Annotated in this window: 10 protein-coding genes; 2 read left to right on the top strand and 8 right to left on the bottom strand. The window is 56.4% G+C overall.

Annotated features, from left to right (window positions below):
• Positions 1-44 precede the first annotated feature (44 nt).
• The gene (locus tag AC13CE_RS13160) at positions 45-2,693 is read right to left on the bottom strand and encodes a TonB-dependent receptor (protein ID WP_221538973.1); all 2,649 of its coding nucleotides are present in this window, start codon (positions 2,691-2,693) and stop codon (positions 45-47) included.
• Between the two features lie 567 nt (positions 2,694-3,260).
• Here AC13CE_RS13160 and mazG point away from each other — a divergent pair.
• Positions 3,261-4,022, top strand: a complete 762-nt coding sequence (mazG, locus tag AC13CE_RS13165; RefSeq protein WP_221538975.1) for a nucleoside triphosphate pyrophosphohydrolase — start codon at positions 3,261-3,263, stop codon at positions 4,020-4,022.
• On the opposite strand, the gene hflX is transcribed toward mazG, so the two are convergent.
• From hflX to dusB, 7 genes are all read right to left on the bottom strand, one after another.
• Entirely contained in the window at positions 4,017-5,357 is a 1,341-nt protein-coding gene (gene hflX, locus AC13CE_RS13170) for a GTPase HflX (protein WP_482972659.1), read from the bottom strand. The genes mazG and hflX overlap by 6 nt on opposite strands.
• Positions 5,336-5,872, bottom strand: a complete 537-nt coding sequence (gene hfq / locus AC13CE_RS13175; protein ID WP_221538977.1) for an RNA chaperone Hfq — start codon at positions 5,870-5,872, stop codon at positions 5,336-5,338. Before hfq ends, hflX begins: the two co-directional genes overlap by 22 nt.
• A gap of 170 nt (positions 5,873-6,042) precedes the next feature.
• Entirely contained in the window at positions 6,043-7,425 is a 1,383-nt protein-coding gene (ntrX, locus tag AC13CE_RS13180; protein WP_221538979.1) for a nitrogen assimilation response regulator NtrX, read from the bottom strand.
• Between the two features lie 3 nt (positions 7,426-7,428).
• Positions 7,429-9,669 carry a sensor histidine kinase gene (locus tag AC13CE_RS13185; protein ID WP_482972660.1) on the bottom strand — a complete coding sequence of 747 codons (2,241 nt, stop codon included), beginning with the start codon at positions 9,667-9,669 and terminating at the stop codon, positions 7,429-7,431.
• 61 nt (positions 9,670-9,730) lie between these two features.
• Entirely contained in the window at positions 9,731-11,146 is a 1,416-nt protein-coding gene (locus AC13CE_RS13190; RefSeq protein ID WP_221538983.1) for a sigma-54-dependent transcriptional regulator, read from the bottom strand.
• Positions 11,143-12,219 carry a two-component system sensor histidine kinase NtrB gene (locus AC13CE_RS13195; RefSeq protein ID WP_221538985.1) on the bottom strand — a complete coding sequence of 359 codons (1,077 nt, stop codon included), beginning with the start codon at positions 12,217-12,219 and terminating at the stop codon, positions 11,143-11,145. Before AC13CE_RS13195 ends, AC13CE_RS13190 begins: the two co-directional genes overlap by 4 nt.
• The gene (gene dusB / locus AC13CE_RS13200) at positions 12,216-13,241 is read right to left on the bottom strand and encodes a tRNA dihydrouridine synthase DusB (RefSeq protein WP_221538987.1); all 1,026 of its coding nucleotides are present in this window, start codon (positions 13,239-13,241) and stop codon (positions 12,216-12,218) included. Before dusB ends, AC13CE_RS13195 begins: the two co-directional genes overlap by 4 nt.
• A gap of 74 nt (positions 13,242-13,315) precedes the next feature.
• On the opposite strand from dusB, the gene AC13CE_RS13205 reads away from it, so the two are divergent.
• Positions 13,316-14,461 carry a bifunctional 2-C-methyl-D-erythritol 4-phosphate cytidylyltransferase/2-C-methyl-D-erythritol 2,4-cyclodiphosphate synthase gene (locus AC13CE_RS13205; protein WP_482972661.1) on the top strand — a complete coding sequence of 382 codons (1,146 nt, stop codon included), beginning with the start codon at positions 13,316-13,318 and terminating at the stop codon, positions 14,459-14,461.
• Positions 14,462-14,475 lie beyond the last annotated feature (14 nt).

Consider the following 14,475-nt stretch of genomic DNA (forward strand, 5'->3'; position numbering starts at 1 on the left):
GCTAAAGCCCGCTCCCGCCGCAAATACTTGCGCTTCCCGCTAGATCAGTAGTCGAAACCGACGCGCAGACCGACAGTCAGAGGACGGTTGGTGGCGATACGCTTGCGGTCGTTGACGAAATTGCCCGATATCTGGGCGCGTTCGTCGAAGATGTTGCTACCAAACAGCTCGAAGCTCCACTGTCTGCTTTGAATGCCGGTCGAGAAATCAAATATCGTGTAGCTGTCGAGTTCGAGCTTGTTGATCTCGACTACATCGGTGAACTTCGATGCCGAATGCGAGACCTGCGGTTGAACGAATGCATCCCAATCGCCTGAAAGTGACCATTCATACCGGGCGCGCAGGTTGCCTTGGAACGAAGGAGCAAAGGCCAATTCCCCACCTTCGACGACGTCATTGGTAGGGATGAGCACATCGGTGATCTCGGTATCGAGGATGGAGAACGCGCCTGTCAGGGTCAGGCCGGGAAGGGCATAAGGCGCGAAAGTGAAGTCTGCCTCTACTCCCTTGATTTCTGCATCGGCCGCATTGGCCGAGAAGAACAGGTTGGTGATCGAAGGGTCGAAGATCGTTGTTTGCAGACGGCTGATATCGACAAAGAACGCACTGCCGTTGAAACGCAGTTGCCCGTCGACGAGTTCGGTTTTCCAGCCGAGTTCGTAGTTTTTCACCTCATCCGTATCGAGTTCGAAGGGAACCACAAAGCCTGCGCCATTCGTGGCGCCACCTGGACGGTTCAGCAGCCCAGGGCGGAAACCTTCAGAATAGGTCCCATAGAACATCAGATCAGGCGTCGGAGTGAGGGTTAAAGTACCTTTGTAGATTACGCCTTCGGCCTTGGCTTCGTCAGGTGCCCGGACCGCGTTGAATACCTGTTGCGCTTGCGAAGCGCTGAGGCCGGCTGCCTGAATGTCCTGCATACTATCGGCCCGCGTGAATGTCTGGCGTAAAGCGGGGTCGCACGATCCAATGAAGGTATACTGCCCGTCTCCGTCGTAAAGATCGGAAAGATTGGTTCCGAATGCATTCGCGTCTTCCGCTGCGCCGCTGTTACAGAAGCTGGCATTTGCGCTGCCTTCGAAATCCACCCTGACGTTGTAGTAGCGAATGCCGCCGGTGATAGTCAGCAGATCCGGTACGATGTCCACACTGGTTTCACCGAAGATACCGAACTGCTTGTCAGTGCGACGAATGTCGTTGCGGAAGATGGTTTCCGGCGCGAAAGGTCCCGGATCGGAGTTGAACCCGGGGAACGGGAAGTTCGGGGCGAAAGGTCCAAAGGGCTCCGCCTCGATATTGCCCGGATAATTGAAGTCGTTGCGCTCCTCCAATTCCAGGTCGGAGAAGAACAGCCCCCCCGTGGTACGGATCGGGGCATCGGCATCGGTGCTGAAGCGAAACTCGTTGGTGAAGACCTTGGTATCGCTGAACGAGGTAACGTTGAGGTTTGGTTCCTGGCAGGTCCCGCTGGGGGCGGCGTTACCCGGATAGGTCACACTGCCGTCACAGATATAATAAGGCAGATACTGGCCGACGAAGAGATAATCGGAATAGTCGATCCGCTGTTCGGTAGTACGGTCGGTATAGGCGCCGGTATAGACGATATCCAGCGCGGCAAGGCGGCCTTCGATCGTCCAGCTGGTGTTCGAGAATTCATCTTCGAGCGTATCTTCCTCGAATCGCTGGATTTCGAGATCGTCCAGTCCGTCGAGTTCTGGATCGGCGAAGAAAACGCCGTCGCTATCGACCTGCTGACGTGTATGCGCGACGGTCAGGTTCCAGTCTGGAGTAATTTCCCAAAGAGCGGTTCCGCGGAAACCCATATATTGCGTGTCGTTGAAATCGTCTTCGACGAGGGCGGCATTATCGGCATCGAGGAACGTCACATCCGAAAGGTCTGCTTCTGCCTGAAAGCCCGCCCGCAGAGAGTTCACCGGAACTCCGTTGTCGCGGACAGTCCCCTCGGGGCGGAAGCGCGCGCTTTCGCTGGCATCGCGCGTACCTGCGACATTGTCGATATAACCGCCCTGATGGTCGTAATAGGCGACCGCGCGCAGCGCGATCGTGTTCGCCACCGGCACGTTGACCATTGCCTCAGCCTTGTAGCTTGCCTCTCCGCCCTTGGTGAAGGAAAGACCTGCGTCCATGCTGGCATCGAAACCTGCCAATGATGGCTTGGCCGTGATCAATCGGACGACACCGGCCTGAGAGCTGGCTCCGAACAGTGTTCCCTGCGGACCGGAGAGAACCTCGATACGCTCCATATCCGCGGCGTAGACATCGAGATTACGGCCTGGTTGCGACAGTGGCTGCTCGTCCAGATAAAGCGCAACATTGGGGGCGAGACCCGCCACGCCGGCGGTAGTCAGGTTCGGCGTGGTCGATGCGAGCCCGCGAATATAGATCGTGCTTTGCCCGGGACCACTGCCGCCTGCGGTGACGGTGGGAAGCTGATCGAGATAGTCCTCGAATGTGTCGATGGCGAGTTCGTCGAGATCTTCTGCGCCTATGGCTGCAACAGAGACGGGTACGTCTTGCAGATCTTCGCTGCGCTTCTGCGCAGTCACGACGATTGTTTGAACGCCGCCTTGGCGTTGCTGGGCTGAAGACGAGGTAGTCTGCTGCGCTACAGCTGGCGTTGCGACGGCGATGGCGAGTGCGCTGGCCGACGCACCGCTGACGAAAATTCTCATGAGTGGAAATCCCCCAACCGGATCATTTGAAAAGCCCGCCGATGACTGGGCTAGTATTGACGACAAGATTCTTTGAAAAATCTCGTTCTTCGATCTTAATAAGTGGCAGACTATGGGGCATCCACCACGTCGTCGTCAATTTTGAAAAAGAATGGACGGGTGTTGCTTAACTACAACAAGAAGTAGAGATTGCTTAAATTACACAAATTAGATTCAGTTAAATTTAAATATATCCATATCTATATTATAGATAGTGGATTTTATAAATTAGTCTAATGGAATAATGATTTCAAGAATTCAAATACCTAATTCTTTTTTGGTTTTTTTGCTTCAGTATGACTGAAAACTATTGTGGAGATTTACTTCGTCTGCGGGCATTCTGAGCCGTCTGCGACAGTAACTGATTTTCCTGTCTCCAGCCTCAGTGGTTGAGTCCTTATAATTAACATAATATATATTATCAATCTAAAGGGGTTCTGCCAGAGGGAAAGAGCCATCTCCACCTACGTACCTAGGTAAAAACTTTAGCCTCTTTCCCCTTCGGGGATCGCTCTCTAAGCGTTCCGTATGTCTGAACAATTAGACCGCCTCCTTAAAATTATGGCACGCCTGCGTGACCCGGATCATGGTTGTGAGTGGGATACCGCGCAGAACTTCGCCACGATTGCGCCTTATACGATCGAGGAAGCTTACGAAGTGGCCGATGCGATCGAGCGCTCGGACATGGCCGATCTTGAAGGAGAACTTGGCGATCTACTTTTCCAAGTCGTCTTTCACGCCCGCATGGCAGAAGAGTCCGGACATTTTTCCTTTAGCGATGTCGCACGCAACATTGCGGACAAAATGGAGGCGCGTCACCCTCACATCTTTGGAAATGAAACCGGTGTGATGATGAAAAGCCGGTGGGAAGATCTCAAGGCCGCAGAACGCGAAGCTTCGGGAACGACTGGCGCGCTCGATGGTGTAGCATTGGCACTGCCAGCACTCTTGCGTGCGCAGAAGCTTCAGAAGCGTGCGGCGCGTCATGGATTTGACTGGCCCGACGTTGATGGACCGCGCAGTAAAGTTTTTGAAGAAATAAAGGAGCTTGACGAGGCTTCCGCAGATGAAGTCGAAGAGGAGGCTGGCGATTTCCTTTTTGCTGCAGTCAACCTTGTGAGAGCTTATGGCGTCGATGCCGAGGCTGCATTGAGGGCAGCAAACGCGAAGTTCGAACGCCGATTCCGTGCAATGGAAGATCTATCCGGCGGCGATTTTTCCGATAGGGATTTGGAAGCGCAGGAAAGACTTTGGCAGGAGGTCAAGCGGCGCGAGAAGTCCGCTTCATAAGGTCTCGAACTGGCCCAGTTCCTTGGGGTTGAGCCTGACGATAAAGCGCCGCTGCGGACCGGCCTTGCCCTCCCCCGCATCCTCTTCGACCAAGACTTCGCCATGTGCGTGGAGCCAGGCGATACGCCTCCCGTCGCTTGTGGAAAGCTCGAACTCGTGGATCGATGCTTTTACCGTAAGCATCTCCCCCAGTTTTTCCAGCAATTCGTCGATGCCTTCGCCACTGATGGCCGATACTGGCACAATATCGTCGCTGGAGGCTGCGTTATAGCTCAGTTCCTCGGCTCGATCTTCGTCCAGAAGGTCCCACTTGTTCCAGACTTCCAGGATCGGGATCGAACTCCCCCCGCCCTCATCCCCGATAACACCGAGCTCGGTAAGGACGCCCAGGACCTGCGCTTTTTGGGCTTCTGCAGAGGGGTTGGATATGTCGCGAACATGGCAGATCACGTCAGCAGCTGTCACTTCTTCCAGCGTCGCTCGGAAAGCCGCAACGAGTTGGGTCGGCAGATCGGATATAAAGCCGACTGTATCGGAGAGAATAGCTTTCTCCACACCCGGCAAGGAAATGGCCCGCATAGTCGGATCGAGTGTAGCGAAGAGTAGATCCTCGGCCATGACCTCGGCCCCAGTCAGCCGGTTGAATAGCGTGGACTTTCCAGCGTTTGTATAACCGACCAGGGCGATAACGGGCCATGGCGCGCGCTCGCGCCTCTCCCGGTGGAGGCCCCGAGTCTTACGAACCTGTTCCAGCTCCTTGCGTAAACGGCCCATCCTCTGACGGATCATTCGGCGGTCGGCTTCAATCTGTGTTTCGCCGGGGCCGCCTAGGAAGCCGAAGCCCCCGCGTTGGCGTTCAAGGTGAGTCCAGCTGCGGACCAGGCGGCTCTGTTGGTAGTCGAGATGCGCCAGTTCGACCTGCAATCGGCCTTCTGCGGTCGCTGCCCTCTCGCCAAAGATTTCGAGGATCAGGCCCGTGCGGTCGATGACCTTACGCGACAGCTTCTCTTCGAGATTACGTTGCTGGATCGGACTCAGCGCACCGTCGACAACAATCAGTTCGGCATCGTTCTGTTCGCAGGCAATCCGGATGTTTTCGACCTGTCCTGCCCCAAACAGGAGGTTCGGCCGAACTTCACGCACCGGAAGAACGAAGCTGTCCACGATCTCGATACCGATAGCGAGCGCCAGCCCCTCGGCCTCGCGCAGGCGGCTTTCGGCGTCGAGGTCATAGCTTTTTCCCCGAATATCGGGGCAAATGACAAGGGCCCGCGCACCGCGCGAAACCTCGCCGAGGAGATCGTCGTCGAAGCTCAGTTGTCGTCCTCGTCCCAATCTTCGGTCAGATCGACCGGAGTTGCAGGTTGAATGGTAGAAACAGCGTGCTTGTAAGCGAGTTGCACGAAACCGTCCCGCTCGAGCAACATGGAAAACAGGTCGTAGGCGGCGATCTTCCCCTGCAACATCACGCCATTGACGAGAAACATCGTCACCTGTGCCTCTGTCTCACGAACCCGGCTTAGAAAAACATCTTGGAGGAGCCGCTGTTTGGCACCTGAGCCCTGACTTGCGAATTGTTCGGCATCTATTGGCTGGCCAGGCATGATGGTGCTGACAGCGTGCTTATAAACCAGTTGGGACTGACCGTCTCTCCTGAGTAAAATCGAAAAATTGTCGAACCACGTCACAATCCCTTGGAGTTTCACGCCTTTCACAAGAAATACCGTCACCGGAGTCTTGTTCTTGCGAAGAAGGTTGAGAAATGCGTCCTGTAAACTCGGTTGCTTGCCATTCGAAGAAGCCGACTTGTTCGGCTTGGGGCGAGCGGAAAGCGTACGTTCGCCAGACATCTTGCGTGTCTCCTGTTGTTGGCGGCTATTGCTAAAGCCGCGGTCTGGACGCTCCCACCGCGTCCGGGCACCGGTTGTTTAGTCCGGATTTGAAACGCAATGTGGCGATTGCGGTGCCCGACCGCAATAAATAATTATTTCTGGGGGTTCCGAGCGAAATTGCTGGCGTGCTATTTGCGCTCACCGCCCTTGCGCTGGGCCATCCCAAGTAGTTTGAGTTTGCGATGCAAAGCTGAGCGTTCCATTCCGATGAAACTCGCGGTTTTCGAGATATTGCCCGAAAACCTCCGGATCTGGATCGCGAGGTATTCCCGCTCGAAACTCTCGCGCGCTTCGCGCAAAGGCGCGCCCATCAGTGCCGCCATACCACCATTGCCTGCTGCATTTCCGCCTGAAATCTCTTCGGAAAGCATTTCGGCTTCAACCGTTTCCAGCTGATCGCGGGGTGTGAGAATAATTGTACGTTCGACCACATTGCGCAGCTGGCGCACATTTCCAGGCCAATCATAGGCCTGGAGTGCAGCCATCGCTTCTTCGCTGATTGCGGGCGGGCGAATTCCCTGCTCTGCGGCATATCGAGCGAAAAAATATTCGGCGAGTGCCGGAATATCGTCCCGCCGCTCGGAAAGAGAAGGTATCTCGACCGGCACGACATTGAGCCGATAGAAGAGGTCTTCCCGGAAGTTCTTGGCTTCCATTTCGCCGGCAAGGTCACGTGCTGTAGACGACACCACCCTTACGTCTACGCCGATCTGCCGCGATCCCCCAACCCTCACGAAGCTCTGTTCGGTCAACACGCGTAGTATTCGCGCCTGTGTTGAGAGGGGCATGTCGGCAACCTCATCGAGGTAAAGTGTGCCGCCATCGGCGGTTTCGAGCAAGCCGGGCCGCACCAGCTTTCCATCCACTTCTTCGCCGAACAGCTCTTCCTCGAAGCGTTCGGGAGTAATGCGTGCAGAATTCACGATGACAAACGGCTTGTCCGCCCTCGCCGACCAGCTGTGAAGCAAGCGCGCGGCGACTTCCTTTCCGGAGCCGGCAGGCCCGCTGATGAGGACGCGGCTACCTGTTTGCGCCACACGTTTGAGCGTGGCTCGTACCGTGTTGATTACGGCGGAATTGCCGGTGAATTCGCCCCCTTCTCCCAAACCTTCGCGTAAGCGTGTGTTCTCGCGCCGTAACCGCTCCGTTTCAGTGGCACGCTCTACGAGATGGAGCAGGCGTTCTGCTTCGAAGGGCTTTTCTATGAAGTCCATCGCCCCGCGACTGACGGCGCTGACTGCAGTATCGATGTTGCCGTGACCGGAGAATATTATAACCGGAAGTTCGGGTTCACGGGCCTTGATCGCGTCGAGCACTTCCAAGCCATCCATCTGGCTTCCATGCAGCCACACGTCGAGCAATACGAGGCTCGGACGCTTCTCATCCACGGCATCGAGAGCCGAAGCGCTGTCCGCCGCCGTCCGACACTCATAGCCCTCGTCGCTCAACACACCGGCTACAAGTTCGCGGATATCGCGTTCATCATCTACGATGAGAATGTCCAATGCCATTACTCAGCTTCCTGTTCTTGCATCGTTGGGTGCATCGGCGTCGGCTGCAGGGACACCATGGGGGTCCTTCGCAAAACGAAGGGTAACGCGAGTCCCACCGCCCTCGACCGAGGAAAAACTCATCTCTCCGCCGTGCTCTTCGACAATCTTGTTGACGATTGCGAGGCCCAGCCCGGTGCCCTTGTCACGCGTTGTCACATACGGCTCGAGAATACGCTCCCTATCCTGAGGGAGTCCAATTCCGTTATCGGTGATTGCGATCGCGATCGTATGTTCGTCCTCGCTCACATCCACCGCGATTTGTCCGCGATAGTCGGCATCTGCATGGGCAGTGCGCGCTTCGATCGCTTCCGCAGCGTTCTTGAGAATGTTGGTAACGGCCTGCCCTAATTGGTGGCGGTCCGCCTGGATCTTGAGGGGCCCTTCCAGCGTAGTGGACAGGCCATAATTGATTTCAGGATTGGCGACTTCCTGGAGAAAGATTGACTGTCGTATTAAATCCAGTGCGTCCTCCGGACGGAAAACCGGTTTGGGAAGACGCGCGAAACTGGAAAATTCATCGACCATTTTTCTCAAATCGCCGACCTGTCGGACAATCGTGCTGGTCAATTCATCGAACAACTCCCCGTCCTGTTCTATTTGCTTGCGATAGCGGCGTTTGAGGCGCTCGGTCGCCAACTGGATGGGTGTGAGCGGATTCTTGATTTCGTGGGCGATGCGCCTTGCTACATCGGACCAGGCAGCCTGACGTTGATCGAGCAGTTGGCGCGTAATGTCTTCGAAGGTAATGACGTGACCATCGCCCTCTTTGACCAGCTTAACGGCGAGCGTCATCAGTTCCCCCTGCCGGCTATGACTGACAACACCCCGCTCGAGGTTCGCAGCAACCATTGCGGCAATTTGAGGTGCCATTTCGTCCAGGGTTTCTGGTTGATTACCTCCCTGCCCGCCTTCTAGCAGAGTAGCTTGCGCCGGCGCATTCATCAGCAAGACCCGGCGCTGGCCATCAACAGTAATGACCCCGGCACTGACTGACTCGAGAACGGCTTCGATAAAGCTACGACGATCCTCCAACTCGGCGTTGGCGGTAACAAGCGCGTCGGTCTGGCGCTCAAGCTGAGCTGTCATGCGGTTGAAGGCACGGTTCAGCAATCCGATTTCATCCGCGCCTGTGCGCCCTTCTACTCTCATACCGAAATTGCCCGCGCCGACTTTCCTCGCAGCGGCGACAAGGTCGGTGAGCGGCTCAACTTGTCGATCGGCAAAACGTAGAGCAAACCAGACGGCAATGCCTACAAGGGCAAGGCTTACGAAGAATAGCGCAAGATTGAAGCGGAGCTGGAGCGCGCGGGCACGAGAAGTCAATTCGTCATACGCACCTGAGATTGTGCGGGCCCGTTCCCAGCTACGAAAGCTCGCCCCTTCCGCATTTCGCGCTGTGTAAAGATAGATGCCTGCAACCCTGTCGATCGGTGCAATGGCCTCGATCCGCTCTGAGCTGCCCCGCACCGCCACCTGCTCGCCCCTGCGTAGGTCGCCGAGGCTTTCCTCGGTGAAGGCAACGGGATCGCTGCTCTCTGAAATATTGTACAATACTGCCGTACGTGCAGTGCCGTCCGGCATGGCTTGCAGGATTGCACTTTCGACTACATCTCGCGGCTGTGCCTGGTATTCATAAACCAGCATGAAATCGGGATCGGTAACGGAAATTCGCTGCAGATTGGCACGCATGTCCATCGCCATCGAAATCGTTTCCTGCGCAAGATCCAGCTGGTTATCCTCGTAATAGCTTTCCGCCAGCGCATTGGCGTTTTCCATCAATCCGCGGGAATTGTCGGAGAACCAGAAGTCGACTCCCGACTGGAATAATACAGCAGCGAAAGCGGCGACCAGCAATGTGGGCACGGCGGCGACCATTGAGAAGAAAAACACAAGACGGACATGGAGCCGCGCCGTGCTGCCCGCCGCACGTCTTAACGCGAGCCTTCGTCCCGCCAGAACCAAAAGGGCCATAGCCGGAATCAATGTGCCGATCAGAAGCACCGCCACCTGGCTGCTCGGGAGCAATTGGCCGTCTGGTGGTGCAGACGTGAATGCAGCCCACGTCATAACTACCATCCCGAGAAACGTGACCGCTGCAGCGATTTCTATCAGAGAGATCAAGTTCGCTCTGCGTGACGTCACGACGAACTTGCGCCACCAGCGTGGGGTCCGTCGGGTCTGAGGAGCGGCCTGCGTCGCCATCGTGGCGGCCTTACATCGCTACTGTTGCAGATTTGCAAGCATAAAAACGACGAACTGGGCGTCAAGTTCGCTGTGCGAAGCGCTGCGGCCGTATGTCCAGCTCGCCGAGCTTCTTGCGCAATGTATTGCGATTGATGCCCAAAAACTGCGCCGCACGCAGTTGATTGCCGTGAGTCTCCCGAAGCGCGTGCTCGATCAGGGGTTTTTCGAAAGCAGCCAGCGTCTGCTGGTAAACGGTCCCCTCTATGGGTTTTTCCCGTTCCAGCCATTCTGCCAGTGCGATTTCGAGAGCGATCTGAGTGTTGCCAGCATTGGCCAGTGTTTTTGGGGGTAGAAGTTCGTCAACAAGGCTCGCTTCGATTACGTCGTTGCGTGCCATGAGAGCCATCCGAAAGACGAAATTTCGCAATTCTCTGACGTTGCCGCGCCATTCGCATTCGGACAACCGGGAAATCGCATCATCACTGATGGTATGGAGCGAAAGTCCTTCGTCTCTAGCTTCTGCCAGAAAATGACGGGTAAGGGCGCCGATATCGTCTGTCCGTTCGCGAAGAGGCGGCAAGTGGATCGGAACCACGTTCAAACGGTAGAACAAGTCTTCCCGAAATAGCCCGCTCGCGATCATCGGTGCTAGATCGCGGTTTGTTGCTGCAACGATGCGCACTTCGACTGCAATTTCCTGGCGTCCGCCCACGCGGCGAATCCGGCCCGATTGCAACGCACGGAGCAGCCTCGTCTGTGCTTCGGCGGGCATGTCGCCGATCTCGTCGAGAAACAGCGTGCCACCATTCGCTTGCTCGAATTTTCCAATGGATTGAGATTGGGCACCCGTGAAAGCTCCCCGCTCATGCCCGAAAAGTTCGCTTTCGAGCAGGTCACGAGGGATTGCAGCCATGTTGACTGCCACGAATGGGCCTGTGCGGCGAGATCCCAACTGATGAATGGCCTCTGCTACCAGTTCCTTTCCCGTGCCGCTCTCTCCGGTCACAAGCACGGTGAGATCGTTCCGCAAGACGCGCGTGATCATGCGATAAACGTCCTGCATTGCGCGGCTGCGCCCGATTAATGGGAGTTCACTACCCACATCGTTGCGCTCTTCAACTTCGGTTCGGGGAATGCGCTCGGCCGCCTGCCGGACAGCGTGAGTCAGCTGATCGAGGTCGAAAGGTTTGGGAAAATATTCGAACGCTTGGCTATCGCTGGCGCGAATCGCGGTATCGAGCGTGTTCTGGGCGGACAGAACAATTATCGGCATATCAGGAGCGCATTTGTGTACACGATCGATGGTATCGAGACCGTCACCATCCTCCAGCATGATGTCGGTTAGCATAACATCATAGCTTTCCTTTGCGAGCAGTGCGTCCCGCTCAGCCACACTGGTGCATGCTGTCAGGTCGAATCCCTCATCGCGTAGCGCTTCGGTGATTACAGTAGCAATGGCACGGTCGTCCTCGACCAGCAGGACCTTACGGCTCATGACGATTTCCTGTCTGCGACGGGCAAGTTGATCCGAAAGTGGGTCAGGCCTGCGCGCTCGTCGCGCTCGTGGACGATGCGTCCGCCCATGTCGCGCAGCAATTTTCGGACGAGCGCAAGACCAAGCCCCTGCCCATTTTGTTTGCCAGATACGAATGGCTCGAACACATGATCGCGCAAGGCGGGCGGAAGCCCGGGTCCGGGGTCGGAGACCGTAATTTCGATCGGAAGCCGCGTCGCCTTGCCGAATCGGATAGCCGAGAAAACCAGTCCGCTGACGAAGCGCGTGCGTATCACGATCTGCGCCTTTTCCATTCCCGCGCAGGCATCGCACCCGTTCGCCAAGAGGTTAATCAACACCTGTTCAAGCGCCACTTGGTCCGCTTCTACCGCAGGAAGGGAAGGATCGAATTCCTCGACCAATTCACACCCGTCCTCGCGTCCTGCACGAACGGTCGCCATCGCGTTACGGATTGCTTGATGCAGGTTGCAAGGACCGGTTTCAATGCGATTGCGGCTACCAAGTTGTTGCATCCGATCGATCAGTCGAGCGATCCTGTCGACCTCACCTTCGATCATCGTGGCGAGCGGTCGGTCGCGTTCCGATGCACGTCGAGCTAGTAATTGACTGGCTCCGCGGATTGCGGAAAGCGGATTTTTGATTTCATGAGCAAGTACAGCAGGTGCACGCAGTTCGACCCGCTCGTCGTTTCCATTGTCGTCCTGTCCCTCTTGGCCCGCCTCGGATAGCGTTATGACACGCCACCCGGGATGCGCGTGCATAGGAGAGCTTGTTATATTGACGTGTCGAGCACCCTGCCCCGCCTGAACGGATATGCCACGGGCGATGACCTGCGTACCGCAATTTTGCAGGCTCTCGCGCACCCGCTCGTTGTCAATTCTGATAACTTCCTCGATGCGCGAACCCAACAATCTATGAGCGCTCTGCCCTAGTAGCTCTTCCGCAGCCGGGTTGGCCTCTGCAATATGATTACTATCATCGAGCAGCAATACGGCAAATATCAGCCCGGAGATCTGTGCAGCGGCATCGGGTGCGCCCGGGGTCTCGTTCATGCAGCCCGTCGACGAAGGAATGGTTCGTAGAAGCGCTCTAATTCCTCAACGACCTCAGCTGCTTTATCAATGAAGTTAACCCGATTGCGGAACTCGGCGGAACCGTGCATTCCCTTTGTGTACCAGCCGAGATGCTTGCGCGCGATCTTGACTCCGACCTGTTCGCCGTAAAGTTCGAGCATCTCTCGGTAGTGTTCGATCACGACCTCATACTGCTCATCGAAGCTGGGGGTTTCGAGCTTCTCACCCGTGCGCCACCAATGCATCACCTGTGCCAGCAGCCAAGGCTTGCCGTAAGCTCCGCGCCCGATCATCAGGCCGTCTGCACCTGACTGTTCGAGTGCATTCGCGGCATCTTCAATGGTGCAAATATCGCCGTTGACGATGACTGGAATGGAAACAGCGTCCTTGACCTTGCGCACAAATCCCCAGTCGGCGCTGCCTTTGTACATCTGGTTGCGTGTGCGTCCATGAACGGTGACCATCTTCACGCCAAGGTCTTCGGCAATCCGCGCTAATTCAGGCGCATTGAGGTCGCCGTGATCCCAACCCATGCGCATCTTGACGGTAACCGGCACATCTACCGCCTTGACCGTCGCTTCCATCAGCTTTGTTGCAAGGGCAACCTCCCGCATCAGGGCTGAACCTGCGAGCTGCCCTACGACCTTGCGCACCGGGCAACCGAAATTGATGTCGATGATATCTGCACCATTGCCTTGCTGGAGCTTGGCAGCTTCAGCCATGCTGAGAGGATCGCAACCGACCAATTGCATCGAGACAGGTTCCTCGATCGGGTCCCAAGCCGCTTTTTGTAACGATTGGCGTGTTTCGCGGATCGCAGCCTCGCTTGCGATCATCTCCGTGACGTTGAGTCCCGAACCGTATCTGCGCACGAGTTTCCGAAACGGGAGATCGGTCACGCCCGTCATCGGCGCGAGGATAACCGGCGTGTCGATAGACACGTTGCCGACGTGGATTGGCTTCGGCGGAGCCGGAGGAGAGGTTTGCGCGCCTATATTCATCAAAATGCCTAAATTTTGGGCAGCACATAGTGCGTTGCGGTGAAAACCTCAAGCCGCTAGCGCGAGGCATAGCTATGCTGGAAGCACCCCCTCCTTTCCCCTCCTTCGCAGCCATCGTGGTGGCGGCAGGCAAGGGACTGCGCGCGGGTCTGCCGCTTCCGAAACAATTCGCTATGTGGCGGGGCAAGCCCGTGGTCCGACACTCGGTCGAGGCTCTGCTAAACGCCGGGGCGGATCAGTTGATCGTGATGATCCCTGAAGGGGGCGAGGAGTCGATAAGAAAAGCGCTCTCCGGGCTTTCGAATTGGGAAGCGGTTGTTGGTGGCGAGACGCGTCAGGAATCCGTAGCACGAGGACTGGAGGCTCTTGAAACGGCGGAGAGGGTGTTAATCCATGATGCGGCGCGCCCAAACCTGCAGGATCATGTCATCCACTCGCTCCTGAAGGCCTTGGACGATTATCCCGGTGCCATCCCGGTCCTTCCGGTTGTCGACAGCCTCGCCGTAGGTGAAAATGGCGTAATGGCAGGCACTGCGGCGAGAGAGAAGCTGCGTAGGGTGCAGACGCCGCAGGCTTTTCGTTTTCAGGACATTCTCGAGGCCCACCGTGCGTGGACGGGCAGTTTGACGGCAGGTGACGATGCTCAGGTCCTTGACGCTGCAGGTGGCTCGATTGCTCTGGTCGATGGCGATGAGCGGCTGAATAAACTCACATTCGCGGAGGATTTCTTATCCGACCTACTTCCGGTTCGGATCGGTACCGGATTCGATGTGCATAAGCTGGTCACAGGGCAAGATCTCTGGCTGGGCGGCATCAGAATTGATCACGACAAGGGGCTTGCTGGCCATAGCGATGCCGATGTGGCGCTCCATGCGATTGTAGATGCCCTCCTCGGCGCCATTGGCAAAGGCGATATAGGCAGTCATTTCCCGCCTTCCGATCCCCAATGGAAAGGAGCAAATAGCAGTCAATTTCTTGCTCATGCCGCTGAATTGGTTGGAAAATCGGGCTATCGTACAGGCAATATCGACCTGACAATCATTTGTGAAGCACCCAAGATCGGCCCGCACCGGGATGCCATGCGGCATCGAATTGCAGAGCTGCTGGGCGTTGACATGGACGCGATATCGGTAAAGGCGACCACAACCGAAAGACTAGGATTTACCGGCCGAGGCGAAGGAATTGCCGCCCAGGCTGTCGCCACCGTAATCCGCAATTGATAAATTGGAGACGC

This window comes from Qipengyuania sp. B-5 (genome assembly GCF_056857815.1).

Coding starts and splice junctions, on each gene's coding strand:
- AC13CE_RS13160 (WP_221538973.1), bottom strand. CDS start 2,693: ATGAGAATTTTCGTCAGCGGTGCGTCGGCCAGCGCACTCGCCATCGCC.
- mazG (WP_221538975.1), top strand. CDS start 3,261: ATGTCTGAACAATTAGACCGCCTCCTTAAAATTATGGCACGCCTGCGT.
- hfq (WP_221538977.1), bottom strand. CDS start 5,872: ATGTCTGGCGAACGTACGCTTTCCGCTCGCCCCAAGCCGAACAAGTCG.
- ntrX (WP_221538979.1), bottom strand. CDS start 7,425: ATGGCATTGGACATTCTCATCGTAGATGATGAACGCGATATCCGCGAA.
- AC13CE_RS13185 (WP_482972660.1), bottom strand. CDS start 9,669: ATGGCGACGCAGGCCGCTCCTCAGACCCGACGGACCCCACGCTGGTGG.
- AC13CE_RS13190 (WP_221538983.1), bottom strand. CDS start 11,146: ATGAGCCGTAAGGTCCTGCTGGTCGAGGACGACCGTGCCATTGCTACT.
- AC13CE_RS13195 (WP_221538985.1), bottom strand. CDS start 12,219: ATGAACGAGACCCCGGGCGCACCCGATGCCGCTGCACAGATCTCCGGG.
- dusB (WP_221538987.1), bottom strand. CDS start 13,241: ATGAATATAGGCGCGCAAACCTCTCCTCCGGCTCCGCCGAAGCCAATC.
- AC13CE_RS13205 (WP_482972661.1), top strand. CDS start 13,316: ATGCTGGAAGCACCCCCTCCTTTCCCCTCCTTCGCAGCCATCGTGGTG.